Source organism: Streptomyces sp. NPDC056161 (genome assembly GCF_042268025.1).
GTDB lineage: Bacteria > Actinomycetota > Actinomycetes > Streptomycetales > Streptomycetaceae > Streptomyces.
Map to the genome: position 1 here is coordinate 238,188 of NZ_JBHJUV010000005.1, position 25,049 is coordinate 263,236.

The window sequence follows — 25,049 nt, forward strand, 5'->3', positions numbered from 1 at the left end:
CAGGAGATCGCGGGCCCCGTCCGGTGTGCGCCGACAGGACCTGCACCCCGAAGGCCGAAATGTTCTCCGGGACCGCTGATCCGGGGATACAGTCCGGCCAGGGCCGGGATCGGGGACCAGGAGGGGCCGACGTGCTGGAGGTCGTGGCGCTCAGCGCGCTCACCGCGTTTCTCACCTCAGTGGGCAACGGCGCCGCGGGGGAGATGGGCAGACAACTCCTCCTGTCCACAGGAGCGTTGCTCAGAAGGACGACCGGACAGCAGACACCACTGCCGGCCGACCCGGAGGAGCAGGCGGCACTGGCCGGCCTGGTGCACGCGCGGCTGGGTCATGACGCCCGGTTGGCCGGCGAATGGGCACTCCTCCTGCGCACCCACACCCAGCAGGCGGCGACCCTCTCCCGCGCCGCCGGACTGCCGCCCGCCCCCCATCACTTCACCAACCGTCAGAAAGTCCTCAAGCAACTGGCGAGGGAAGCGACCCGGCCCGCCGCGGGCCGCCCCCGCGTCGCGCTGCTCCACGGGCCGCCCGGCATCGGCACGACCGCTGTCGCCCTGCACCTGGGCGCCGCGCACCACGCCCGGTTCCCCGACGGACAGTTCTACGTCGACCTGCGTGATACAGCGTCGGACAGCGGACTCGAACCGTCCGCGGTCCTGGCGCGTCTGCTGCGGCAGATGGGCGTCGAGCCCGAGGACATCCCCTCCACCGGAGCGGACCGGGAGCGGCTCTACCGGCAACTCACCGCGGGCCGCCGGGCATTGGTGGTCGTCGACCACGCGACCTCACTCGCCCAGGTCCGCAGCCTCACGCCCGGCACACCCGACGTGCTCCTGCTCGTGGTCGTCTCCGGACGGCCCTTCGCCCTGGAGGCGGAGCGCGTCGAAGTCCAGCCGCTGAGCGATCGTTACGCGGTGCGGATGATGCGGAACCTGGCCGGGCGGGAGAAGATCACCCGGGCCAGGGCACGGATGCCGTACCTGCTCGACCGGTGCGCGGGCAACGCGTTCGCCTTGAAGGCCGCGGCGATGCAATTGGCGGCCGAATCCGATCACTCCACCCTCCCGCGGCCGACTGCGGGACCCGACCTGCACGACCCGGTGCGCGAGGCGGTGGAACGGGCCGGCAGTCGCCTGCCGTCGTCGACCGTGCGCCTGTGCCGGCTCGCGGCGCTGGGCGGCTGGCCCAGCCTCGACCCCTACCTGGCCGCGGCCGCGGCGGGCACCGGGCCGGAACAAGCCGCCCTGATGCTCGCCGAAGCGGCCGACGCCCAACTGCTGGAGCCGCTGGCGGACGAACGCTACCGATTCCGGCCCGAGGTACGCCGGTACCTGGTGGACACCGCGGGACCGGAACACGGCATCGCCGAGTGCTCCGCCGCCGTCACCCGCACCCTGGACGCCGTACTGAACCGGGCCCTGCACGCCGCGCACGCCGCCCTTCCGCAGAGCTGGCGCACCGAGCCGAAACCGCAGAGCGGGACCGCCTGCCAGGACGAGGCGGAGGGGCTGGCGGTCCTCGCGGCCGAAGCGGGCAACGTGGTCCGGGCGGTGTCACTGGCCGAGGAGCACCAGCACATCACCACGGCCCTCCGCCTGGCCCGCACCCTGTGGCCGCTGCAACTGAAGGCCGGACACAAGGACGAGGCACTGCCCGCACTGAGAGTGGCGGCCCGCTGCGCCGACGTACACCGACCCCGCACCCGGATGGCCGGGGCGCTCCACTTCCAACTGGCCTTCTGCCTGGACCAGTTGGGCCACCTGGACGAAGCGAACCGCGAGGCGCGCGCCGCCGTGGACTGCGAGCAGGCGGCAGGGCATCTGCGGGGAGAGGCATCGGCCGTCGAACTACAGGGCCTGCTCGGTCTGTACCGGTTCCGCTTTCCGGCGGCGTACGAGCGTTTCACCGAGGCCCGCCGTGTCTACCAGCAGATCACTTCCGGCCAGGAAGGCGCCGCGGACCTGCCCCGCGCCCTCGCGCTGGTCGAGCGCCACCAAGGGCGCGCGCTGCGTGGCATGGGCCGCCTGGAGGAATCCCGGCACCTGCTGCAGTCGGCCGTCGACTTCTTCGAGCGGGAAGGGGAGGCGTACAACACCGCACGGGTGCTCACGGACCTCGCCGAAACCCTCCACGACGCGGGCGAGAACACCGAGGCGCTGACGAGGATCGCCGCGGCGGAACGCCTGCTCACGCCGGCCGCGGTCCCGCACCTTCAGTACCTCGCAGGTCTGCGGCTGCGCTGCGAGGCCGCGGGGTGACGGGTACCACGGCCACCGGGTGTCCGTCTCCGGCCGCGTGCACCCGGAGTGTGCAGCCGTCGCGCGGAACACGGTTGCCTGCCGACAGCCACGCGTGGAGCGACGAGGCGTAGGCCGCCGGATCGGCGTCGGCATCCGGGCCGGCGGACAACCGGAACACGCCGCCGTCCCGAGTCCGTACGAAACACTCGTCCGGGCCGCCGACGAACGCCGCCATGGCGCACTGCGGGTAGCGGCGCAGCACCTCCGCCGTCCACAGTTGCCAGCCGCCCAGGCGGGGATCGTCCGGCTGCCCGTCACGCACGATCACGTCGGCCACCTCCAGGCCGCCCGGATCCCGGGTGTCCTCGTGCACGGCGACATGCAGGTCGCCCCTCGCGTGGTACGGGGCCTCCGCGGACCGCTCGATCCGCACTTCCGGCCCGTCGACACATGTCCGGACACGCAGCAGGGCCGTTCGGCGCGGTGGATCGTACGCGGGCAACGGTAGCGGCTCCAAGAGCGCCGGAGCCGACGGTTCGGGCAGGTCCAGCAGCCGGTAGAAGTGCCGTCGCAGCAGTGTCGCCGAAGCGCCTGGCACCGACGTGACGAACTCCGCCGTGCCGACCGCCGAAGGCTGCTCGGTCGGCAATTTCTCCACCTGGGCACGCAAGGGGCCGTGCGGATCCAGGCGCGGCGCCTGCCGGACGAAGGCCGCGAGCGGTGCCTCGGGGTCCAGCCGGTCTCGGCCCTCGGCCGCCAGCAGCACCGGCACACCCAGAGCCGCCGCGTAGTAGGAGACCGACCCGAAATCGCCGATGAGGGCATCCGCCGCGAGAACGGCCTGTCGCCAGGCGTGCACGGGATCGACCAGCGCCAGCCCGTTGCGGCAGGCATCATCCAGCCAGGCGCGGATCTGCCCCGGTCCATGTCCGTACCAGATGTTCGGGTGCAGCACCGCGGCCAGTCGGTAGTCGTCGGCCGGCAACTCGGCCGCGAGTCGCGGAAGCAGGCCCGGCAGGACGTCCTGACCGCCGTCGCCGAAGAACCCCTCCGGGTTCCAGGTGGAACTCAGGACGACGAGCCGCTGGCCCCGCCGTACACCCAATGCCCGCCTGAAGCGGGCTCGGTGAGCGCGGGCGGCGAGCATCCGGTCGAAGCAGGGATCCCCGGCCAGCACGGAAGCCTCGACGGCCTCGGGGCAGGCACGGCGCAACCGCTCCAACTGTTCCGGGTGGGACAGGACCAGGCCGTCCACGAAGGGCTTGCCATCGGCCAGGAGCCACTGCGACGACAAACCGAAGGTCGGCTCCCGGCTCCCGGCTCCCGGCTCCCGGCTCCCGGCTCCCGGCTCCCGGCTCCCGGCTCCCGGCTCCCGGCTCCCGGCTCCCGGCTCCCGGCGTGGCGAGTTTTTTAGTGTATCCGACACCATGCGACAGGACAGACAATTTGCCATGAAGATAGGGGAGTTGCCCGCCGAAGCTCGCTGAGATCGCGAGATCCACGGGCGTCGAGAGCGCTTGGGCCCAGGGGAGCACGGGCAGGCCCAGCTCGCCGAACAACTCGTGGACTCCCCCTTGGAACACCGAGGACCCGGTCGAGGTGACCAGCAGTTGTACCCGGAAGTCGTCGTGGAACAGGGGGAGCACATCGAGCAGGCGTCCGGCGGAGGTGACGTTGTGCACCACCAGCAGCACGTGCCGGCGCACGTGCCGGCTGACCCACTGCCGGGAGCCCGTTCCGATCGGCACCCGTATCGGAAGAGGCTCGGCTGGCCTCATGGGGCACCTCCTGAAGGGGCGATGTGATCGAGCAGGCCCACCTTAACCAGCGTGGTGCGGCGGCTCCCAGGCCGAGTGGCCGGCCGTACGGGCAGCGGGGCGGTCGGTCTCGCTGTCCTGCCGGGGCGGGAGCCAGGGACCGAAGTGGTCGGCGACCGTCTCCGCGACGCCGACGGCGTCGAGGGAGCCGTCGACCTCGATCACGCGAATGCCGAGCCGACGAGCCGCGCGTGTGGCGTCCTCGGCGACGAGCCGGTCGCGGGCGAGCCGGTTGGCCTGGGCCAGGGCCGGGTCGCTGACGCGGTGCTCCAGCGCGGCGGCTCGTGGCAGTTCGCGGATCTGGCGTCGGCGGAACTCCGGTGTGGGGACCATGACGACCATCCGGCGGGGCGAGTCGACGATGGGTGCGACCAGTTCGGGGCGCAGCCCCCAGCCCTCGGCGACGATCGGACGGCCGGAGACGAGCGCGCGCAGGTCGTCCAGCGCCCACTCGAACCGGGCGGGGAAGCCGGCCAGCGTGTCGGCCGCCATCTCCTCCGGGGGTGTCCGGACCCACACCTTGTCCGGATCGGCCTCGCCGGCGGGCTCTCCGAGGCTGATACGACGGGCGGTCCGGCGATCCTGGTGAGCGCGAGCGTCGTGGTAGTCGTAGTGGTATGCGGTGACACCGTATCGGTGCGCCAGCAGGCGGGCCACGGTCGATTTACCGGCCCACTGACCGCCCCCGATCCACAACGCGCCCCGCAGCGTACCGAACGGGTCCCAGACCGTGCCGTCCGCCTGGTTCTTGTAGCTGGTCATCGGCTTCGTTCTCCTGCCTTGTACGACATCGGACGCTCCGACGGCGAGCGAATCGTCCTGTGGCCCTTCGCAGCGGGCCAGGTAGCCGCTGTCACCTGCCACCGGGATGTACTGCTCCTGTCGGAGTTTCTGGTCACCAGGGTGGTCGGTCCTGGAACTCGGCTGGGATCGGTCTGACTGCGCCCCGTACGGCCGAGGCGGTCGCCGTCAGAGACATCCCCACCTCATGTCTCCCGGAATCTCCCGGCCTACGCGTGGGCGCTCCCGATCGGGAGTTCCAACTCGGCGAGGACGGCCGCGTGGTCGGACGGCCAGACGCCGTCGACGGCCCGGTCGCCGGTGCGACGGATGGTCTTGACGTGTCCGAGGCCGCCTGGACCCGGCGGTCCCACGTGGATGTAGTCGACGCGGACTTCGGGGTCGCCGGGCGCGACGAAGGGGTTGGCCGGGTTCCAGGTTGCCGAGGCTTGTGCGGGGTCCGCGTATTCCCAGCCGTCGTAGAAGATCTGCCCGGGGGCCGCGGGTGAAGTCTTGTAGCCTCCGAACAGGCGGATCTCGTCGGAGTCCGGCCAGGCGTTGAAGTCTCCGGTGACGACCGGTGGGAACGCGGTTCCCGTGCGGTGGGCGGCGACGAACCGCGCGAGATCCCGGACCTGTGCGCACCTCACCGCCGAGGCGTCCGTGGACGACGTCAGATGTGTCGTGAAGAACGGCACGTCGTGTCCGGGGGCGGCCAGTCGTGTGTACAGGGCCAGACGTCCGTCGTCCATGCCCGGCCCGTGGGGCAACTGTGCCACGGCCCGCTCCGCGATGGGCCACCGGCTGAGAACGGCGTTGCCGATGTCGAACGTCTGATCGCCGAGCCTGCGCTGCCAGATCTGCGGGGCCCGTGAAGGGGCCCAGGCCCAGTGCATGTCCAGGTCGTCCGCCAGCCATCGCGCAAGGTTCTCCCCGCCGCCGGCCCACACCTCCTGCACCCCGACGACGTCCGGTCGCAGCTCACGCAGCACGGCGAGGATCGCCTTGCGCCGCTGCTCCCAGGGGCCGAACCGCCACCACAGGTTCCATGTCAACACCCGCACGTGTCCCCCTTCTTCGCGCTGCCGGGCCGCCGTCTTCCATCATCGGCCTCGTCGAGCCGGAAGGCCGTATGGCGTCAGGTAGATCCTTGCCGAGCCCGAAGCACGTCCGATGCCCTCCGGGAGGCCGTTCGGGAAGGGCGTCAGAGTGGGGTCCCGCCCGAGCGGGGTCGGTCTCCCCGGAGGGGCACCTACTGCTCCTGGCGGGTCGTGGCGAAGCGTTTGCGGTAGTGGGTGGGTGTGGTGCCCAGATGGCGGGCGAAGGCGCGGCGGAGGGTCTCGTCCGTACCGAGCCCGCTGCGCTGCGCCGCCGAGGTGACACTGTGCCCTTCGAGCAGCAGTTGCTGGGCGCGGTCGAGCCGGACCCGTTCGACCCAGCGCGCGGGTGTGGTACCCAGTTCGGTGCGGAACAGCCGGGCCAGATGGCGCGGGCTGATGGCGGCGGACGCGGCCATCGCGGGCAGACTGTGGTTCGCGGCCGGATCGGCGAGCACCGACGCGATCAACGAGCGCAGCAGGTCACCGCGGGCTGGGGGCGTGGTGATGGCCGTGGAGAACTGCGACTGCCCGCCCGGACGCTGCATGAACACGACCAGTTCGCGGGCGATGTCCCGTGCCGTGTCGGCACCGTGGTCGTCCTCCACCAGGGCGAGGGTGAGATCGATGCCCGCGCTGATGCCCGCGGAGGTGACGTACCGTCCGTCGCGGATGTGGATGGCGTCCGGCTCGACGTGTACCCGGGGGTAGCGGAGGGCGAACATGGCCGCGTGCCGCCAGTGCGTCGTCGCTCGGCGGCCGTCGAGCAGCCCCAGTTCCGCCAGGACGAAGGCACCGGTGCACACCGAGGCGACGCGCGGGGCCTGTGAGGTGAGGTCGCGGGCCGTGGCCAGCAAGCCCTCCTCGATCGGCTGCGTGGCCAGTCGGTCGCCCCCGGCGACCACGACGGTGTCGACCGGGCCCGCGTCGGCCGCCCGGACCGTGCCGGTCAGCGCGAGCCCGGTGGAGGTGGTGACCGTTCCACCGTCCGGGGAGACCATGACCAGCTCGTACGGGGGAGCGAGCCGGCTCGCCTGGTGCAGCACCTCCGACGGGCCGCTGACATCGAGCATGGTCATCCCCTCGAAGACCACAAAGCCAACCCGATGCGTCATGTCCGAATCCGTGGTTTTCCTGGCAGCAGAGACATGGCCCAGCTTACGCCGTCACGGAACCCTGGAGGCAGATCACCGGTCCCGGAAGGAGGCAGACGAACGATGTGCGAAGCGATCGCGGACGTGGCGATCCGGTACGCCGCCCCGGCACGGGAGGCTACGGAACCGCTCCGCGATGTCTCCCCGCTCGCCGCCGGTCCGCCGCCCCGGGCGGGTCTGCCTGCGGGACCGCGCCGCGCGGACGGGGGCGGCCGTACCCGGCACCCACGACCGTGCTGGTCACCCGCGGTGTCCGGCCGGACATCCGGGGGATCGGTGGTCTCAGGTCCCGGCCGCTCACCCCGCGTCGGTCGTCGCGGCGCACCCGCGGCCGGATGCCGGGAAGCGCCGGGACCTCGCGAACCAACTCCTCACTTCGTTCACCACTGCGTTCACCGAAGGCGACAAGGACCGTCCCGACACCGCCTGCGGGAACGTCAGGACCGATGTGCGGGCTCATCACGCACCCTGATTCCGACGCGCCTGTTCCGAGGCCGGGGAGAACTCCGACCCACCCGAACGACCAGGCCGGAAGCGGTCACCGCCGGACACGTCCGGCCCCGGCCGACCGGACACGTCCGGCCCCGGCCGACCGGACACGTCCGGCCCCGGCCGACCGGACACGTCCGGCCCCGGCCGACCGGGGGCGCCCGGGACCGACACCGTGCAGCGCTCGTCGACCCGCTTCCCCGATCCGCACCCCCACACGAGGCAGGCAGAGAAGATGACCACTCACGAGGGACGGCGTCCCACGCTCACCACCGAGACGGGCGCGCCTGTCGCAGACAACCAGAACACCGAGACGGCCGGTCCCGGCGGACCGCTGCTCGTCCAGGACCAGTTGCTGTTCGAGAAGCTGGCGCACTTCAACCGGGAGCGCATCCCGGAGCGGATCGTGCACGCGCGCGGCGGCGGCGCGTACGGCACGTTCACCGTGACCGCCGACGTCACCCGCTACACGCGCGCCGGTTTCCTCTCCGAGGTCGGCAAGCAGACCGAGGTGTTCGCCCGCTTCTCGACGGTGGCCGGCAACCTGGGCGCGGCGGACGCCGTCCGTGACCCGCGCGGCTTCGCGCTGAAGTTCTACACCGAGGACGGCAACTACGACCTCGTCGGCAACAACACCCCGGTCTTCTTCATCAAGGACGCCCTGAAGTTCCCGGACTTCATCCACACGCAGAAGCGCGACCCGTACACCGGTTCGCAGGAGCCCGACAACGTGTGGGACTTCTGGGGCCTGAGCCCGGAGGCCACGCACCAGGTGACCTGGCTGTTCGGCGACCGTGGCATCCCGGCCTCGTACCGTCACATGAACGGCTACAGCTCGCACACCTACCAGTGGACGAACGGGGCCGGTGAGGTCTTCTGGGTCAAGTACCACTTCAAGACCGACCAGGGCATCGAGAACCTCACCGCCGAGGACGCGGCGGTGCTGGCGGGCAAGGACCCGGACAGCCACCAGCGGGATCTGCGTGAGGCGATCGAGCGCGGGGAGTTCCCGAGCTGGACCGTGCAGGTGCAGATCATGCCGGCGGCCGACGCGGCGACGTACCGCTTCAACCCGTTCGACCTCACCAAGGTGTGGCCGCACGAGGACTACCCGCCGGTCGAGATCGGCAGGCTGGAGCTGAACCGCAACCCGGAGAACGTCTTCGCCGAGGTCGAGCAGTCGATCTTCAGCCCGGCGCACTTCGTGCCCGGCATCGGCCCGTCCCCGGACAAGATGCTCCAGGGCCGCCTCTTCGCCTACGGCGACGCCCACCGCTACCGCGTCGGCATCAACGCCGACCACCTCCCGGTGAACCGCCCGCACGCCGCCGAGGCGCGCACCTACTCCCGGGACGGCCACCTGTACGACGGCCGCCACAAGGGCGCGAAGAACTACGAGCCGAACAGCTTCGGCGGTCCGGCCCAGACCGACCGTCCGCTGTGGCAGTCCACGGCGGTGTCCGGCGGTACGGGCACCCACGAGGCACCCGCGCACGCCGAGGACGACGACTTCGTGCAGGCGGGCAACCTCTACCGCCTGATGTCCGGGGCCGAGCAGGAACGCCTGATCGACAACCTGGCGAATGCCATCGGAGGTGTCTCGGCCGACCGCGACGACATCGTCAGGCGGGCGGTGGACAACTTCCGCCAGGCGGACTCGGACCTCGGCAGCCGTCTGGAGGCGGCGGTCAAGGAACGGCGCCGCTGAACCGGGGTCGCGGCCCGGATGCCCAGCGCCCCCACGCCAACAGGAGGTAGAGATGAACTGCTACGACTGCGCCCGGACAGGGGCGGGAGGCAGGTCCGCCATCGGAATCTGTTCCTTCTGCGGTCTGGCCGTCTGCGCCACCCACGCAAGGGTCGACACGGCCGCCGGCAAACACACGGCGGGCGTGGTCGTGGTGACACGCCTGGTGGCGTGCAACACGTGCTCCGGGGTTCAGACGGCCGCCTGATTCCCGCAGCACGCTCCGGTGACCGTCGGGCAGCCCGGTCGAGCGATTCTCGGCGGATCAGCTGATCGGTTGCCCGTCCCGCTGCCGTGCAGAAGGATGCGGGGATGCGCTTCTCCGTCAACATCCCGAACTTCGGTGACTTCGCCGATCCAAGGACCGTGGCGAAGGTGGCAGCGGCAGCGGAAGAGTCCGGGTGGGACGGGCTGTTCGTCTGGGATCACGTACTGCATCGCAAGCACGCGGGCAGGCCCTTCGGTGATCCCTGGATGCTGCTGACGGCCGCCGCGCTGGCGACCTCCCGGATCAGGGTGGGCACGCTGGTCACTCCGGTCGCCCGGCGGCGTCCGGAGCAACTCGCCCGGCAGGTGGCGACCCTGGACGCCGTGAGCGGTGGTCGGGTCACGTTCGGCGCGGGGCTGGGCGGGCCCATCGAGGACGAGTACGGGAGTTTTGGCGACACCACGGACCCCAAGGTCCTGGCCGAGCGGCTGGACGAGGGCCTGGACCTGCTGCGGCGTTACTGGTCGGGTGATCCGGTGAGCCACGACGGACGGCACTACCGGGTACGGGACGTGACGCTGCCGCCCGCCACCGTGCAACGTCCCCGGCCGCCGGTCTGGGTCGCCGGCTTCTGGCCGAACCGCCCGCCCATGCGCCGGGCCGCTCGCTGGGACGGCGTGGTGCCGCTGTTCACGGATGCCCGACACGGCCACGTGCCGCCCGTCGATCAGGTCCGTGACCTGGTTGCATACGTTCGCACACAGTGCCAGGACCGGTCCGGCGCGCCCTTCGAGATCGTCCTGGGCGGTGCCACGCCGGGCGAAGACACCGCCAAGGCCCGTGCTCTGATCGGCCCGTTGGCCGAGGCGGGCGCCACCTGGTGGGACGAGCGGCAGATCCAGACCAGCGACTCCCTCGACCGGCTCACACCGGTGTTGCGCCGCATCGAGCAGGGCCCGCCGGTGCTGTGACGCCCGGTCGCCCCTGGCGGCACCTCACCAGGGGCGCCGTGTCACGGCAGGCGGACGAGGCCGGAGCCCTTCGGTCAGTTGTAGCCGAGGAGCTTGAAGTCCTTGCTGACGAAGACGTGGTGCGGCCAGTTGATGGCGATGTTGTGGACCTCGTACTCGCCGTTGCTGAGCTGCACCACGCGGTCGGCGATGCCTCCGGGTACGAGGGCCTGCGCGGCCTTGGTGGCTTTGTACGCCGTGGTGCCGTTGACGATGGTGCCTTCTCCCTCGGTGTAGTCGGGGATCTGGCCGACCGACTTGTCGGGGGAGGGGGTGCCCTGCTGGAAGGCGATCACGCCGGCCGCCTCGGCCGCCGCGGCGCCGCCGTCGCCGCCGGGCTGGACGACGACGTGCGTCGCCGTGATCGTCGCGCTGTCGACCAGGCCCAGGACGAGGACGCTCTCGCCCTCCTTCACGATCTTCGCGGAGGCGTCGCGGTTCTTCTTCGCGTAGGTGGTCGTGGACGTCTCGTCGACGGTCACCTCCACACCCGTGGCCGTGGCGAAGGTGAAGCCGGAGTCGGAGACGGCGTCGACGATGCCGGTCGCGCCCCCGTCGGACGGGTCGGACCGGGGACCACCGCCGGGCGGGGTGGGCGTGTCGGACGGCAGCACCGTCGCCGCGGTCGGGGTGGCCGCCGCGGCCGACGTGCTGATGCCGGCGACACCGGCCAGCGCGCAGGTGAGCCCGGCGGCCACGATCCACGCGCCCTTCTTCTTCGACAGCACGCGCGGCGCGCCGCCTCGGCGCGCCCGCGGGGCCGCGGGCGCCAGGGGTGCTCCAGCGGGCTCGTGTTGTGTCATGTCATTGTCAAGCATGGGGCCGCTCCTCGGTCGAGTAACGAACACCGCACAGGGTGCTGCCCGGTCATGTGAGACCGCTTTGGTTTCGCTGTGATTTCGCTTGGTGACCCACCGCTTGAGGGCGCATTCCGGTCGACCCGCGCCCCTTGCACGACCGGGACACCCCGAATGACGAGGCCGTACGGAGGAAACCACCGGCGCGGAGCCGCCGGAGTCGGATACTACTTGACCAGGAGTTTCCGTCGGCTCGACAACATGTGGGAGTTACGGGTGACTGATCGTGCGGAGTCCGTCGAATCGGTGGAGCAACTCGCCGTGGTCTGGCGTGCCATGGTGCTCGACCGTGACGCCGGCGCCGATGTCCGGGACCTCCCCGGTATCGCCGTCCGCTGGGCCGACTGCCGGTTCGCGTTCTGGAACTGCGTCACCCTGACCGACGTGGGCACGGACGCGGCCCTCCTCGGACGACGGCTCGGCCAGGCGACGGACATCATGCGCGCGAAGAAGCACCAGGGTTTCCTGTGGGTCTTCGAAGACCTGCTCGACGACGAGGCCCGCCCGGCACTGGAGACAGCGGCCGAGCGGGCCGGCCTGCAATACGCCTTCGCCGGTACGGGCATGGCCGGTGACCTGCTCCCGATCCCCGAACCTGACCACCCCGATCTGACCTTCGTACGTGTCACGACCGACGAGCACCTGCGCGCCTACGCTGACCTCAACTCGCGCGGCTACGGCTTCCCCCTGGAAACGGGCCGCGACGGGCTCGCCGGATCGGCACGGTGGAAGAACGAGGTCCATGCCTACCTGGGCCTGCGGGACGGTGTCCCGGTGACCTGCGCCGGCACGGTCGAGGCGGCGGGCCGCCTCTTCGTCGTACTCGTCGCCACCCACCCGCAGTGGCAGCGCAGGGGCTACGGCGAGGCAGTGACCCGCAAGGCGCTCTATGAAGGGGCCAGGGCCACCGGACTGACCCGCGCCACGTTGCACGCGACCGCCGCCGGCGCTCCCGTGTACCCGCGTATCGGCTTCGAGCCGAACTCGCCGATCCACTTCTACGGCCTGCGGGACTGACCAACGGGCCTGCGGGACTGACCAACGGCCTGCCGGACTGACCAAGGGCCTGGAGGACCTGACCTGTGGCTCGCGGGACTGACCTGTGGTCGATGCCCGGTGCCAGAACGACGAACAGGACCTGCCGAGCCGACAGGAGAGAGACGAAGAAGTCCAGTTGTGCGCGGTCCGGGATCACCCAGTCGATCACGGGGGTGAATCCGGCGTCGGAGAACCCCGGCACCGTGCCGGGAAATAAGGGGATTGCCGCCCATCGGTCGTGCTGACACGAACACCGACGGGGTGCCCGAAGTCGCTCGGGCACCCTGCCATGGGTCAGGTCACTTGACGGTGACCTTGGCGCTGCCCGTGACACCGCCGGAGGTCACCGAGACGGTGACGGTGCCGGCGCGGTGGGCGGTCAGGACTCCGGTGGCACGGTCCACCGAGGCCACCTTGGGGTTGCTGGAGGTCCAGACGTGGGAGGCCGGGTCCGCGATCGGGATGGTGAGCGGAGCGATGTTGTCACCGGCGACCTGGTCGCCGGTCGCGGTCACCGTGACGTGGGCACCCTTGTCGACCGGGTCCGTGGGGGCCTTGACACCGATCGACGCGAGCGCGGGCTCGACGGAGTACTGCAGGTTGCCGTCGTCACCGATCCTAATCAGACCGAAGTGGTAGATGCCGCCCTGGTCTGCCGGGGCGTAGGCCGGCATGCCGAGGTCCGCGAAGGTGAACTGCGGGATGCCCCCCTCGGCGGTGGTCACACTCTGCCCCTCGGGGTTCAGGATCTGCTCGGAGAAGCCGCGCGCGTGACCGTACATCATGATCACGTGCTGCTTCGGGTGCGTCTCCTGGTAGCGCTGCACCAGCCGCAGATACATCTGCGCCTCCCAGCGGTCCGTGAACTGGCTGTTCGCGGCCGGGTGCGGATCGTACGCGGGCATGTGCGTGATGACCAGTACGTCCTTGGCGGTGGCGTCCGTCAACTGCTTGACCAGCCAGGGGTACTGCTCGCCCGCCGGATCCTGGAAGGGGTCCGAGGACTGCAGGCTGCCGTGCGAGTTGTCGGTGACGATCAGCCGCGCCGCGCCCTCGGTGTAGGCGTAGTGGGTGTCACCGAAGGTGGCGCTGTAGTTGCCGTTCTCGGAGTCGGCGCCCTGAGTGATCTCGTGGTTGCCGACGATGTCCCGCTCGGGGATCCCGAGGGCGTCCATCTTGGACTTGGCGAACTGCAGGTCCGCGAGTTTGCCGTCGTCGGACATGTCGCCGAGGAACTGGGCGGCGTCCGGCTCGGCCTGCGGGGTGAGGGTGGGCAGCCGCCCCGCGATCGAGTCCATCACGTTGCTGCTGACCGAGCCCGGGTCATTGGCGAGCATGTGTGCGTCGTCGCCGCTGAGCAGGGTGGTGCCGCGCTTGGCGAAGTCGGCGGAGTCCTCCTCGAAGGACAGCCACTTCGGGTTCTGCGGGACGGCCTGGTAGGCGGGCGTCGTGACCGGCCGCGGCGAGTACAGCGCCTCCAGGCCCCCGAGGCTGAGCGAGCCGCTGTAGGAGGTGCTCGGGCTGATTGCCAGGAAGTCGATGAAGCTGATGGTCAGCGGGAACTGCATGCCCGCCGGCAGCTGGGCGACCGCCAGGTGCCAGTCCTTCCAGGTGACGGTGGTCGGGTAGAGGGTGGTCGAGGAGCCGTTGACGCCGATGTACTTCTCGGCCAGCTCGATACCGTTGCCGTCACCCTTGATCCACACACCGATTCCGGTGGGGACCTGGCCGTTGTTCGTGTCGGTCTTCAGGGTGGTCTTCGGCGAGAGCACCAGTTGCTTGACACCGGAACCGGCCGGCATCGAGTAGTCGAGCTTCAGCGATCCCGACGCGGTGGAACCCGGGGGCACCACGCCGGGGTCGGCGGTCAGCGCGGCGGGCCGGCCGGTGGTGTTGTTGCTGAGCTGCCAGACGTCCGTGCTGGTCATCGGGTCGATGGTCTTGGTGACGCTGCCGACGGCGATGGAGGTCCCGGCCGTCGTGCCCGCGACCGTCGCGCTCACCCCGGCGAGACCGCCGTTCTCGGCGTCCGCGGTGAACAGGCCGTGCGCGTCGACGCCGCCCAGGTCGTCCGGGGTGACCTTCCAGGTGGCCGCCTCGGCGGGGATCTGCACCGTGGCGCCGTCCTTGGCGGTTCCGGACAGGGCCAGCTGCTGGGTGGCGCCGTTGTCGAGGTCCACCTGGCCGGGCGAGACCGTGAGGGACTTGAGGCCGCTGACGACCTCCAGCTTCTCGGAGGTGGAGGCCCTGCCGTCGGAGGCGATGATCCGGCCCGTGCCGGTGCGGTGCGGGGTGAGCTTGCCGTTCTCGTACGTGGCGAGGTTCGAGGGCTCGATCCGCACCTGGACCTGGCCGGCCGCCGGGTTGTCCAGCTTGTCGAGGGAGTACACCGGGAGCGGGATCGAGCCGCCGTTGACGGTGGTGACCGTCTTGCCGCCGTTCACCACGACCTTGACGGCCTTTCCGGCCTGCTTGGCGGTGGAGTAGAAGAAGATGCCGTTGGCGACCGGACGCTCGGTGTTGCCGGGCAGGTCGGAGGGCGTGTTGACGACGTCGGCCCGGTCCGCGCCGGGAGCGCGGCTGACCATGGTGGTGGAGCCACCGCCGTCGAACAGCATCGCGGAGTACGCGCCGTGGGCGACCATGTAGCCGGCCACCTGGTCCGACGTCACGCCGAAGGCCGTGGAGGCACCGCCGTGGCCGTCCACGGCGACGACGATGGCGTGCTTGCCGTCCTTGGTGATGCCGACGGCGGTCTCCGGGTTGGCGCCGCTCGGCGGAGTACCGGTCGGATCCTTGTAGACCTTGCCGTCCTGCACCAGCGTGTCGACACCGCTGACCAGCTGGGTGACACCGTTATCGGGTGAGAGCCGGGTGGTGATGCCCACCTTGTCGCCGCTGTGCAGGCTGTCACCCAGCCACTGTCCGCCGTCGCCCGCGCCGAGGAGACCGAGCTGACCGGTGGTCAGCCGCGGCACCGTGGTGACGCCGGTCTGCACGCCGTCGACCACGAAGCCGCCGTCAGTGGCGTGGCCGAGCACCAGAGTGGACGCCTTGGCAAGATCCGGGGTCTCGCCGAGGTCAGGGGTGACTTCGGTGATGCCACCGGTGGCCATGTCGTTGACGGTGTTGACCGAGGTGAGCGAGTGGGTCGCGGAACCGTCGGTGATCGTCCCGGAAAAGGTCTCCGGTCCCATCACCATGCTGCCGTCGGGCTTGATGCCCAACTGGGAGGCGAAGCCCGGCTTGGGACTCTTCAGCATGTGCCCGTCGGAGACGATGCCGCCGAGCGGGCGTCCGCTCGCGTGGATCTCGAAGTAGTCTCCGTTGACACCTGCCACCGCGTGGGTGCGGTGGGCCATCGACGACGGGGTCTCGTCCGCCGGGTTGGTGAGGGTGTTGCCGGCCTCCACCGTGCCGACCCGCAGGTTCGGGTCGCCGAGGTCGGCCTTGAGCACCTGGATGTGCTGCCGGCCGCCGACGGTGTCATAGGTTTCGCTGTAGTGCTGCAGACCGTGAGTGACCGTCTCGGCCGGCGTACGGGTGTAGTCGACCACCTGCGGCCAGTTCTCCGGTGTGTCCGGAAGCCAGTTCCGGCCCGTCGCCGGACGGCTGTCCGCGGCCGTGGCACCGGCGGCACCGAAGGCGGCTTGCGTGCCGGTCACGGCACCGGCGAGCGCCAACGCAGCCGCGGTCACCAGCGCGGTACGGCGAACGCGGACCCCCGCGGGTCTCTGTGCACGAAGTCTCATTGCGTCTTTCCTTACAGACGTGTGCGCCGGTGAACCCGGCGCACACAGCCACCGCACACCTGTCCGGCGGATCACAGGTTTCCGTTCCGGGTGACGCAGATGACCATCAGCACTTCCCCAGCACCGCATTTGGTCAAGTTGCAGCAAAAATCAACTTTCATGAGCTGAAAAGACTCTCAAGAGGGCACCGCGCACATCCGACGGACGGAACTCCGATCAGCCGACGGCGGCGTCATCAGGGGCCGGTGGCGGCGCGACCGGTAGGCGGCGGTGTGCCCGAGCGAGCAGCAACAGCACCACGAGACACAGCAGGGCGATGCCGTGGGCGAAGTACCGCACGGCGGCGAGCAGTCCGGCGGAGGCGGCCAGGAAACCCGCGCCGATGACGGGGAGGCCGACGCCGAGGTAAACGATCACGTAGAAACCGGACAGCACGCCGGCCCGGCGGTCGGCGGGCGCCGCCTGGTTGACCGCGGTCAGGCTGCCGAGGAACGCGAGGCCCTGACCGGTGCCGGCGATCACGATCGCGGTGAGCAGCAGAATCAGGGAGGCGGAGCCGCCCGCGACGGCGAGCAGCACCAGCCCGGCGGCCAGCAGCGGCAGACCGAGCAACTCCAGGGTCCGCGCCGGCGCGCTGTGGCCGATGAGTTGGGCGAGGGCGGAGCAAGTCAGCATCAGCGCCACGGCCGCACCGCCCAGAAGCAGGTTGTCGCTGTCCGAGAGAGTCGCCACATACGTGGGGACGAGAGTGAGGAACAGTCCGATCACGGCGAACGCCAGGAAGGCGGCCGCCCCGCTCGTGGCGAACACCGTACGCATGGTGCCGGGAATCTCGGGGCGGCGGGAGCGCCACGGCCGCCTGGAGCGGGATGCGGGAAGGACGAGGACGGCAGCCGCCGCGGGCGCCAGTAAGACGATCTCGACCGCGAAGGGCAGGACGCTCGGGGCCGGGGCGTACTGGGCGAGCAGTCCGGCCAGCACCGGGCCGAGCCCGAGACCGCCGACGGAGGCAACGGTGGACACCAGGGCCGCTCTGCGGTGGTCGCCGGTCGGTTCGAGTTCCGTGAGCGCCGCGGTGAGCGGCCCCGATGCCGTTCCGAGTGCCAGGCCCTGCAGGACGCGGGCGGCGAACAGCCACCACGTGGTCTCGGCGAGGGCGAAGGCCAGTGATCCCAGGGCGGCCACGACGACCGCGGGAAACAGCACGCCGCGATGGCCCACCGCGTCCGCGACTGGCCCGGCGAACAACAAGGAAGGGATCAGTACGGCCACGTATGCGGCAAAGACCAGCGTGACGAACAGAGGTGAGAATCCGAAACGTTCCGCGTAGCCCCGGTACAGCGGCGTGGGCAGATTGGTGCCGGTGAGCAGGATCAACAACGTGTAGGCCATGGCCCAGAACCGCCATCGCCGGCCTGGGGTCGATTGCCCACGCGAATCCGGCGGCGGACCGGAGCGCAGGGCCCGGCGGGCGAGTTGTGGTCGTCGGTCGGCGTGGGCGGCAGTGAGGCGCCTGAGTGGCATCCGTTCCTCCGGCATCATGTTCGGGAAATGCGAACATAGCAGATGTTCGGAAGTGTCGAACATTGCGCAGTATGCTGTGGGCATGGCCAGCCGCACCGCGACAGAGCTCGTCCACCCCGAACGCGACCAACTGCGGTTCACCACCGTGCTGGCCGCCCTCAGTGACCCGGTCCGGCTGGCTATCGTCGTACGGCTCGCTGACCTCGGACCCGAGGGTGAACAGGCGTGCACGACGTTCGAGCTGCCGGTCAGCAAATCCACCCAGAGTGGCCACTTCAAAGTCCTGCGCGAAGCGGGCGTGATCCGCCAGCGCGACGAGGGCACCAGGCGCCTGAACCGACTACGCCGAGACGATCTCGACGTGCGCTTCCCCGGACTGCTCGACCTCGTCATTCCGCAGGGGCGGCAGGTCGTCTCCGGCCGGTGAGCGGGGGTGGGCGGTCGGTGTCGGGTGGGTGGTGGCCCGTGTGGGCGACCCGTTCAGGGCTGGTCCAGTTCGAACCACACCGACTTGCCGCGTCCGCGCGGGGCCTTGCCCCAGGACGATGCCAGGGCCTCGACGATCAGCAGGCCCCGGCCGTGCTCCGCCTCGCTGTCGAACTCCTCGGTGAAGGTGATCGGGGCCGGGACCGGCGGCCTGGGGTCCCAGTCGCAGACGTCGACCCGGATGCGGTCCGGGTGCTCGCGCAGCCAGAGGTCGACGTCGCTGTCGGCGTGGACCAGGGCGTTCGTCACCAGCTCGGTCGCGAGCAGTTCGGCCTCGTCGCTCCTCGAACCCCAGCCCCACGCGTCGAGTTGGTCCCGCACGAACCGGCGCACCCTCCGCGGCGCCTCAAGGTCGTGCCGGTCCACCCGCAGATGCACCACGCGGTGCCCGACGGTCGGCAGGGTGTCCCGGTAGCCGGCCAGGAGAAGGGCGGCGTCGTCCTCGCGGTACCGTGCCCCTGCCGCACGGGCGCAGATGCGGTCGGCGATGTCCTCCAGGTATCCCTGTGACGTGGACAGCAGTCCGGAGATCTCCGCCAGACCCGTGGAGTAGTCCGGCGAATGGGAGTGCACCAGCCCGTCGGTGAACAGCGCAATCGTGGCCCCGGTCCGCAGCGTCACCTGCGTGGCCTGGTACACCGTGTTCTCCGCGACCACGAGCGGCGGTCCGATGAGCTCCTCGTGGAGTGCGAAGACGTCGTTCTGCGCGGTACGGATCAAGGGACCGGGATGCCCGGCACACGCGATCTCCGCCGTCCCCTGGATGCGGTCGACCCAGACACAGCAGCAGGTGACGAACCTGTCCGCACCCAGTTGCCACAGCAGGGTGTTGGCCCGGGTGAGCACCTCGGCGGGACCGTGTCCCTCGGCCGCGTACGCCTGCAACGCCGTGCGGACCTGGCCCATGAGCGCGGCGCTCGCGACGTTGTGGCCCTCGGCGTCGCCTGCCAGGAGACCGGCCTTGTCGTCCGGCAGTGCCAGGACGTCGAACCAGTCGCCGCCGGTCGCGCTGGTGGAGGCCGAGAAGTAGCGGGCCGTGATGTCCAGGTCGGTCAGTTGGGGCAGGCGCCTGGGCAGCAGCCGTTGCTGCAACTCCTGGGCCGTCGCCTGCGAGGCGTCGAACAGGCACGCCCGTTCCCATGCCGCCGACACCAGATCGGCCATGGTGACCAGCCAGGCTCGCTCCTCCGCGGAGAACGGGTGGGGGCGTGTGAAACCGAGCAGTACGGCCCCGATGGTCCGTTCACCGCTCAGCAGCGGCAGCACGGCGGCCGCCCGGAGGCCGGTCCTGAGCCCGGGGCTCAGCCCGGACGCCCGGACGCTCTTCTCGGTCTCGTGGAAGAGGCCACGCCCCGTGACCGGCAGGTCCAGGCCGGTTTCCCTGGCCTCCAAGAGGGGTTGCGTCATCGTCTGCGGGAAGCCGCTCTGGCCGACCACCCGCACCCGGTGTCCCTCGACGGACATGAGGGCCATCTTCTCCGCGCCGCTCGGTCGGGCCATGCGCTCTATGACAGCGCTGACGACGTCCCTGAGTCCCGTCGCCCCCGACAGCGCCGACTCCAGTGTGCGCGTCCGAAAGAGCCACGACGTGCCCGTCGCGTCCCTCGACTCGTCGCCGCTGGAAGCCAGGAAGAAGCGCGGATTGGGAGTCTCCGCCAGTGCGGTGAAAAGTCCCTTCTCGTGCCTCAGTCCTTCAGCCGTGGCAGCGCAGATTTCGGTGTCCTCGATGGTGATCGTCCGTCGCTCTTTCGGCATGGTCCAGACGAACGTGAGAATTGCATTGGGGGAATATTCGCGCATCATCGGAGTCGCTGCCACGAGATAAGGAAAGGGAATGGTGATATTGCGTGCCGCGGCTCCCGGGAAATCCCTTACCATTTGACGTCTGGCCTGAAAAGCGGTTGCCAGGGTATAGCGCTCGTCGGACGTCGAGACATGGTCCGGCGTGATGAACAATGAAATGGGTCCGCCGACGACGAGGGCAGGGGTCAGCGTCGTTTCCAGTTCGTCGACGAGGTATATCGCCGAGCTGCTCGCCCCGAGTCGGTGCACGGTTTCAAGCATCACCTCGGCAGCGTGTCGGATGCTGTCCTCAGGTGTGGGGGTTCCCTCGGCGTCGATACCGTGGCCGTCGTCCATGGTGCCTGCCAGCGGGTGGGGAACGGACCATCCATTTTAGCGATGTCGGCGTTTCAGCGCACACGTCGGCGCGCACCGGTTCGCGGACAGAGCGGTGAAACGGCCGGCGACACGCGCCTGGCCGTCGCCGGACGGAACGCGTCGCCGTCAGTGCGCGGCGCGACGTCAGGAATCCGCACCGGCCGGGATCACGCCTCAGCGAGTCGGATCGCCGGGGAATCCGTCAGGGGCGGTTTCCCGCAGTCGGTGCGGGTGGGCGGGGTACACGCCGATGATGCGCACCTCGGAGGAGAAGAAACGCAGTTCCTGCATGGCGAGCGCGACGCCCGGCGCGTCGGGATGGCCCTCGACCTCGACGTAGAAACAGCTTGGGTTGAGACCGGCGCCCAGCTGATAACTCTCGATCTTGGTGAGGTTGACCGCGTTGCTTGCGAAACCGCCGAGCGCTTTGTAGAGGGCGCTCGGGATGTTGCGTACGGCGAAGAACAGGCTCGTCATCGTCGGCTCGGCCGTCAGTGGCGGGACGGCGGACTCACGGGAGAGGACGATGAAGCGCGTGGTGTTGTCCGGGTCGTCCTCGACGCCGGCGCGCAGCACCTCCAGGCCGTGGCGCTGTGCGGCCGCCGGCGGGGCGAGCGCCGCGTGCCGCAGGTCGCCCAGTTCCGCGACCTCGCGGGCCGCCCCCGCCGTGTCGTCGCTGACGAGTGTGCGCCAGCCGCCTTCCCGCAGCACCTTCCGGCACTGCCCGAGCGCGTGCACGTGGCTGCGTACGCATTCCACGTCGCTCAGTGCGGCTCCGGGGACGCCCATGAGGTCGAAGCGGATGGCCAGGAAGTACTCCGCGATGACGAACAGGCCGGATTCCGGGAGGAGGCGGTGGACGTCGGCGACCCGTCCGGCGGCGGAGTTGTCCACCGGGATCACCGCCAGGTCGGCGGTGCCGAGGGTCACGGCGTCCAGGGCCTGCTCGAAGCCGGTGCAGGGCAGCTCGTTGCTTGCGGGGTACAGGATCTGGGTGGCGGTCGCCGAATTGGAGCCGGGTTCGCCCTGATATGCGACGATCGTCACCTTGTGTCACCTTTCAGCCGGGGGAGTCTGGGTCGTCGTTCGGTGGAAGGTCCACCGTAGCCAGCCGGTGCCGGTCACGGGCGTGCTGTCCACAACGAGAGACTCCGGAGGGCCCGGTTCCGCGTCGGCGCCGGACCCTCGTGGCCGTCATCCGTGGGAGACGGTCAGCCCGTAGAAGGCGACGCGTGCGCCCTTCGTGGTGCTGTCGGAGGACGACTGGTTGTAGGAGCCGGCCTTGAAGTACTGCTTGTACGGGTCGAACGAGGTGGGGATGGTGTAGTGCGTGGTGCTGCCGTTGACGGTCAGATCGATGGTACGACCGCCGGAGACGGCGATGGTGTACGTCCAGGTCTTGCCGATGGCGACGTGCCCCACCGTGTGCGGCGTCTGTCCTCCGTCGGGCGAGTTCTCGATGCCGGCCACGATGTCACCGCCGGCGCGGTAGTAGAGCTCCACCAGGGGTTTGGTCGAGCTGCCCCCGGAGCCGAGGTGGATCTGGCCGACGCACACGTTGGAGGTCACCGAGACCACGCGCAGGGTGGCGCTCAGCCGGTGATTGCCCTGGAGGGGCCAGTCGGCCGCGCTGCCGTTGCGGTTCATCTCCCGCAACTCCGAGCGGGCGTACTTGGAGTTGGGTGTGGTCACGCCCTTCTCGGGCGCCCAGAAGGTCATCGCGCCGTCGCGCTTGTCGGTGTAGAAGTAGTCGTCCTGGTAGCCGTTCGCCCCCTGGAGCCGGGACGACGGGATGGTGGTGGGCTTTCCGGGGGAGCCGACGGGCTCCTGGAGCTGCCAGACGGACAGGTCGAAGTTGCCGCCGGGCGCCTTGCCGGGGTCCGCGGCACCGGCCTCGGTTGCGCTCAGCAGGGTCAGGGCGGCGACGAGGCCCGCGACGGAGGTCGTGGCCAGAGCTTTGGAGCGGATCACGGGAGGCTCCTTTCAGCCGGGGTGATCGGCGAAGACGCTGCGGTGCTTCCGGCCGGCCCGGTCCTCGTCGGAGCGGTGGGCGGCGGGGTGGCCGGAACAGGGGGGTCGCGGTCGCGATGGGCGGACCGGAACGTCAGCCGGACTCCGTGGTGTTGCCGACACCTGTGGTCAAGGAGAGGTGTGCCGTGGTGAGTTCGCTGCCTGCCGCGTAGCGGCGGTACCAACGACGGGAGTGTCGGCTCATGGATGTGATCAGCCTTTCGTCTGGAGGAGACGGTGAGGGAAGGCGTCTTCACATATATGAATGACGGGCGTACCTGTGAATAGGTGGCGTGCGGTGACCGTAAAGGTCTGAACCAAACCTGTCAACAAGGTGGGTGCGGTGCCCCTGCCTGTGGGCGGGCGATGCCCCCGTCGTCGACTGCGCCGGCCTGTTACGTCACGGGCGGCGGCCTCCTGTCCTCGTGGCGGAGCACAACCGCCGCATGCTCGACGGCGAGCCGGACTGCGCAGGTTCGGGCCCGGCCGCGCGGTCCGCCCCACCGGCGCAGCGGTCACTCATCGGTCGTCCGGGGAACGTCGGTGGCCGGGGCGGCGGCGTTCGCGCCGGTGACGTTCTCGGGGCGCGGGCGCGGGCGCGGGCGCGACCGGCGGGGCGGGGCGATCACCGTACCGGGGATCCGGACGCGGCGCAGACGAGCGGGCTCGTGGGTGGGTTCAGGTCGTTTCAAGACTGCTCCCGTCGGTGCGCGGCTCCCTGGGGGCGGCGCACGCCTGTCGGTTGATCACGTGAGTGATCGGGAAAGCGCCAACGACGAAGCCGTCATTCCGTCACATATGCGTGAACCATTTCACGCCAGGAGAAGGAATAGCCCCTCCCGACCACACGCGTCCGATCAGCTTCCGGCCGCCCGCGTTCGGGAAAGGTCCCGGGGTCGTCTCCGTCGTACCGGGTCGCCGCCTCGGCGACGGTCAGCCGGGGGAGAGCCGGTAGAACCGCCAGTACGGTGTGTCGACGGGCAACATCCTGGCCGGCGGCCGGTCCCGGTGCGCGGAGTACGGGGCGCAAAGGGGCCCCTGGCGACGGAATGCGTCGGCCAGGGGCCCGGAGGAGGATTTGCGCTCAGGTCAGCAGGGCGTGGCGCTGCGGCCGGCCGGGCGCCGTAGCGGTCGGGGAGTCATCCCTGGTGATCGGAGGGGAGCAGTTCGACGTTGCCGTCGAACTGCCACAGCGGGTTCGGCGCGTCCCCGGTCGGGGTGCGCAGCAGGAAGTAGCCGTTCACTTCCTTCGGCCCGTCCCCGTCGGCGACGTAGCGCCCGTCCGAAGCGACGTCGAGCTGGTAGATGGCCTGTCCGGTGACCTTGACACCGGGAAGATTCCAGGAGACGACGCAGTGCCAGTCGTTGCCCGGACCTTCGGCCGCGGCGTCCATGCTGCCCTTGTCGCAGGCCGCCGTTGCCTTCAGCTGCGCTTCGGTGACGGCGGGCCGGTGGAGCTGATCGGTCTGCTGGCGGTAGAGGTGGGCGAAGGCCGTGGCGACCGAGCGCTGCACCTTGTCCTTGTCGATCCCGGAGCCGGTGGCCCCGGTCGACGCGGCGACAACCGCGACCGCCACTGCGATCAGGCCGGCGAGCGGCAGGGCTCCGGCGAGGATCGCCCGGCGGCCCGAGCCCTCGTCGGTCAGGTTGGTGAAGTCGCGGCGCACGAAGAGCAGGTAGGCCAGTACGGTCGCGGTCACGGCCCAGACCAGGCTGACCGCGATGCCGGTCAGGAGCGGGCCGAGCTGCCCCGGCTCGGTGAACAGGCCGTTCCAGGAGATGAAGGCGTAGCCGGGCAGGGCGAGGCGCACCGCGACGGGCAGCGGAAGCATCTGCGCGAGCTGCATCGCCAGTGCGACGAGTGCGGGCAGCAGCAGCCCCATCGGGGAGCGTCCCAGCGTGACGGAGCCGAGCAGCCCGATCGCGGCGAGCGCCAGGGTCGGGGCCAGGGCGCAGGCCCAGGCGAGCAGGACGCCGGTCGCGGCGTCTCCCGGTGACAGCAGATGGCCGTCGAGACCGACCAGCGGCTGGTTGCCGACGGACGCGAGCCCGCCGACCACGCTGGAGGCGACGAGCCCGACCACGAGCAGCAGGATCACGGTGAGGCTGGCCAGCGTCTTCGCCAGGAAGATCCGGCGCGGCGAGCGGACCGCCACGAGCAGGTGGCGCCAGGTGCCGAGCCGGTCCTCCGAGGCGAACACGTCGCCGGCGACGACCGAGGTCAGCAACGGGAGGGCCCAGGTGCCCGCGAAACCGAGCAGCACCAGCGGTCCGGCCCATCCCGTGGCGTGCATCTCGCGGCCGAACAGGGTGTCGGTGGGCAGCGTGCTCTGCTGGCTCACCGCCGTCACGAAGATCCCGGGCGCGATCCAGCAGGCCAGTACCAGCAGGCGGATCCGCCACTGCGAGACGAGCTTGACCAGCTCGAAGCGGTAGCCGCGCGTCACGGGGACGCGGCGCGCGGCAGCGACGTCGCCGGTGGCGGCTATCGCGGTCATCAGTTGGCCTCCTGCTGGTCGGTGAGGGCGAGGAAAGCGGCTTCGAGGGGCGAGATGACGGGGGCGAGTTCGCGCAGCGCGACACCCGACTGCACGAGCTTCACCACCAGGTCGTCGAGGGCGGGCACCAGTGCGCGGACGACGAGTACGCCGCCGTCCTGCCGGGGACCGGCCTCGTCCAC

18 protein-coding genes and 1 pseudogene are annotated in these 25,049 nt (G+C 70.3%); 6 read left to right on the top strand and 13 right to left on the bottom strand.

Annotated features, from left to right (window positions below; all coding sequences use genetic code 11):
- The first annotated feature begins 131 nt into the window (after nt 1-131).
- Nucleotides 132-2,258 carry an AAA family ATPase gene (locus tag ACFC09_RS07405; protein WP_376524691.1) on the top strand — a complete coding sequence of 709 codons (2,127 nt, stop codon included), beginning with the start codon at nt 132-134 and terminating at the stop codon, nt 2,256-2,258.
- Here the strand turns inward: ACFC09_RS07405 and ACFC09_RS07410 are convergent.
- From ACFC09_RS07410 to ACFC09_RS07425, 4 genes are all read right to left on the bottom strand, one after another.
- Entirely contained in the window at nt 2,188-3,534 is a 1,347-nt protein-coding gene (locus tag ACFC09_RS07410) for a hypothetical protein (protein ID WP_376524692.1), read from the bottom strand. The two genes, ACFC09_RS07405 and ACFC09_RS07410, sit on opposite strands and share 71 nt — an antisense overlap.
- Nucleotides 3,535-4,060: 526 nt before the next feature.
- Nucleotides 4,061-4,819 carry a hypothetical protein gene (locus tag ACFC09_RS07415; RefSeq protein WP_376524694.1) on the bottom strand — a complete coding sequence of 253 codons (759 nt, stop codon included), beginning with the start codon at nt 4,817-4,819 and terminating at the stop codon, nt 4,061-4,063.
- 248 nt (nt 4,820-5,067) lie between these two features.
- Nucleotides 5,068-5,901 carry an endonuclease/exonuclease/phosphatase family protein gene (locus tag ACFC09_RS07420; protein WP_376524696.1) on the bottom strand — a complete coding sequence of 278 codons (834 nt, stop codon included), beginning with the start codon at nt 5,899-5,901 and terminating at the stop codon, nt 5,068-5,070.
- A 188-nt stretch (nt 5,902-6,089) separates the two neighbouring features.
- A complete protein-coding gene (locus tag ACFC09_RS07425) occupies nt 6,090-7,049 on the bottom strand; it encodes a GlxA family transcriptional regulator (RefSeq protein WP_376524697.1) in 960 nt (319 codons plus the stop codon).
- Nucleotides 7,050-7,812: 763 nt separating this feature from the next.
- On the opposite strand from ACFC09_RS07425, the gene ACFC09_RS07430 reads away from it, so the two are divergent.
- The 3 genes from ACFC09_RS07430 (at nt 7,813) to ACFC09_RS07440 (ending at nt 10,503) form a co-directional block, all read left to right on the top strand.
- Nucleotides 7,813-9,285 (top strand): catalase, encoded by a 1,473-nt coding sequence (locus ACFC09_RS07430; RefSeq protein ID WP_376524699.1) that lies wholly within the window; start codon nt 7,813-7,815, stop codon nt 9,283-9,285.
- Between the two features lie 52 nt (nt 9,286-9,337).
- Nucleotides 9,338-9,532, top strand: a complete 195-nt coding sequence (locus ACFC09_RS07435; RefSeq protein WP_376524701.1) for a DUF2180 family protein — start codon at nt 9,338-9,340, stop codon at nt 9,530-9,532.
- 104 nt (nt 9,533-9,636) lie between these two features.
- Nucleotides 9,637-10,503: an LLM class flavin-dependent oxidoreductase gene (locus tag ACFC09_RS07440; RefSeq protein ID WP_376524702.1), complete on the top strand. Its 867-nt coding sequence runs from the start codon at nt 9,637-9,639 to the stop codon at nt 10,501-10,503.
- A gap of 74 nt (nt 10,504-10,577) precedes the next feature.
- Here ACFC09_RS07440 and ACFC09_RS07445 read toward each other — a convergent pair whose 3' ends face one another.
- Entirely contained in the window at nt 10,578-11,360 is a 783-nt protein-coding gene (locus tag ACFC09_RS07445; protein WP_376524703.1) for a hypothetical protein, read from the bottom strand.
- A 255-nt stretch (nt 11,361-11,615) separates the two neighbouring features.
- On the opposite strand from ACFC09_RS07445, the gene ACFC09_RS07450 reads away from it, so the two are divergent.
- Complete coding sequence (locus tag ACFC09_RS07450; RefSeq protein WP_376524705.1) at nt 11,616-12,416, top strand: GNAT family N-acetyltransferase; 801 nt, start codon at nt 11,616-11,618, stop codon at nt 12,414-12,416.
- 320 nt (nt 12,417-12,736) lie between these two features.
- Here ACFC09_RS07450 and ACFC09_RS07455 read toward each other — a convergent pair whose 3' ends face one another.
- Together ACFC09_RS07455 and ACFC09_RS07460 are read right to left on the bottom strand one after the other, a co-directional pair.
- Nucleotides 12,737-16,189: a phosphodiester glycosidase family protein gene (locus tag ACFC09_RS07455; RefSeq protein ID WP_376524706.1), complete on the bottom strand. Its 3,453-nt coding sequence runs from the start codon at nt 16,187-16,189 to the stop codon at nt 12,737-12,739.
- Nucleotides 16,190-16,405: 216 nt separating this feature from the next.
- Nucleotides 16,406-17,581 carry an MFS transporter gene (locus ACFC09_RS07460; RefSeq protein WP_376524707.1) on the bottom strand — a complete coding sequence of 392 codons (1,176 nt, stop codon included), beginning with the start codon at nt 17,579-17,581 and terminating at the stop codon, nt 16,406-16,408.
- A gap of 214 nt (nt 17,582-17,795) precedes the next feature.
- Between ACFC09_RS07460 and ACFC09_RS07465 the strand changes: the two genes are divergently transcribed.
- Nucleotides 17,796-18,140 (top strand): ArsR/SmtB family transcription factor, encoded by a 345-nt coding sequence (locus ACFC09_RS07465; RefSeq protein ID WP_376524709.1) that lies wholly within the window; start codon nt 17,796-17,798, stop codon nt 18,138-18,140.
- A gap of 53 nt (nt 18,141-18,193) precedes the next feature.
- Here the strand turns inward: ACFC09_RS07465 and ACFC09_RS07470 are convergent, their stop codons facing one another.
- From ACFC09_RS07470 to ACFC09_RS07495, 6 genes and pseudogenes are all read right to left on the bottom strand, one after another.
- Nucleotides 18,194-20,338: a SpoIIE family protein phosphatase gene (locus tag ACFC09_RS07470; protein ID WP_376524711.1), complete on the bottom strand. Its 2,145-nt coding sequence runs from the start codon at nt 20,336-20,338 to the stop codon at nt 18,194-18,196.
- Nucleotides 20,339-20,533: 195 nt separating this feature from the next.
- A complete protein-coding gene (locus tag ACFC09_RS07475; RefSeq protein WP_376524712.1) occupies nt 20,534-21,406 on the bottom strand; it encodes a prephenate dehydratase in 873 nt (290 codons plus the stop codon).
- 147 nt (nt 21,407-21,553) lie between these two features.
- Nucleotides 21,554-22,330 (bottom strand): polysaccharide lyase family 7 protein, encoded by a 777-nt coding sequence (locus ACFC09_RS07480; RefSeq protein ID WP_376524714.1) that lies wholly within the window; start codon nt 22,328-22,330, stop codon nt 21,554-21,556.
- A 554-nt stretch (nt 22,331-22,884) separates the two neighbouring features.
- The gene (locus tag ACFC09_RS07485) at nt 22,885-23,061 is read right to left on the bottom strand and encodes a hypothetical protein (RefSeq protein ID WP_376524715.1); all 177 of its coding nucleotides are present in this window, start codon (nt 23,059-23,061) and stop codon (nt 22,885-22,887) included.
- 447 nt (nt 23,062-23,508) lie between these two features.
- On the bottom strand, nt 23,509-24,867 hold the full coding sequence (locus tag ACFC09_RS07490) for an ABC transporter permease (protein ID WP_376524716.1): 1,359 nt from the start codon (nt 24,865-24,867) through the stop codon (nt 23,509-23,511).
- A pseudogene (locus ACFC09_RS07495) lies at nt 24,867-25,049 on the bottom strand (ABC transporter ATP-binding protein); the annotation flags it as partial. The gene ACFC09_RS07490 and the pseudogene ACFC09_RS07495, both read right to left, overlap by 1 nt.

What these genes read in the sequence shown, in the direction of transcription:
- ACFC09_RS07415 (WP_376524694.1), bottom strand. Translation starts at nt 4,819, where the DNA reads ATGACCAGCTACAAGAACCAGGCGGACGGCACGGTCTGGGACCCGTTC.
- ACFC09_RS07425 (WP_376524697.1), bottom strand. Translation starts at nt 7,049, where the DNA reads ATGACGCATCGGGTTGGCTTTGTGGTCTTCGAGGGGATGACCATGCTC.
- ACFC09_RS07430 (WP_376524699.1), top strand. Translation starts at nt 7,813, where the DNA reads ATGACCACTCACGAGGGACGGCGTCCCACGCTCACCACCGAGACGGGC.
- ACFC09_RS07435 (WP_376524701.1), top strand. Translation starts at nt 9,338, where the DNA reads ATGAACTGCTACGACTGCGCCCGGACAGGGGCGGGAGGCAGGTCCGCC.
- ACFC09_RS07440 (WP_376524702.1), top strand. Translation starts at nt 9,637, where the DNA reads ATGCGCTTCTCCGTCAACATCCCGAACTTCGGTGACTTCGCCGATCCA.
- ACFC09_RS07445 (WP_376524703.1), bottom strand. Translation starts at nt 11,360, where the DNA reads ATGCTTGACAATGACATGACACAACACGAGCCCGCTGGAGCACCCCTG.
- ACFC09_RS07455 (WP_376524706.1), bottom strand. Translation starts at nt 16,189, where the DNA reads ATGAGACTTCGTGCACAGAGACCCGCGGGGGTCCGCGTTCGCCGTACC.
- ACFC09_RS07460 (WP_376524707.1), bottom strand. Translation starts at nt 17,581, where the DNA reads ATGGCCTACACGTTGTTGATCCTGCTCACCGGCACCAATCTGCCCACG.
- ACFC09_RS07465 (WP_376524709.1), top strand. Translation starts at nt 17,796, where the DNA reads ATGGCCAGCCGCACCGCGACAGAGCTCGTCCACCCCGAACGCGACCAA.
- ACFC09_RS07470 (WP_376524711.1), bottom strand. Translation starts at nt 20,338, where the DNA reads ATGGACGACGGCCACGGTATCGACGCCGAGGGAACCCCCACACCTGAG.
- ACFC09_RS07490 (WP_376524716.1), bottom strand. Translation starts at nt 24,867, where the DNA reads ATGACCGCGATAGCCGCCACCGGCGACGTCGCTGCCGCGCGCCGCGTC.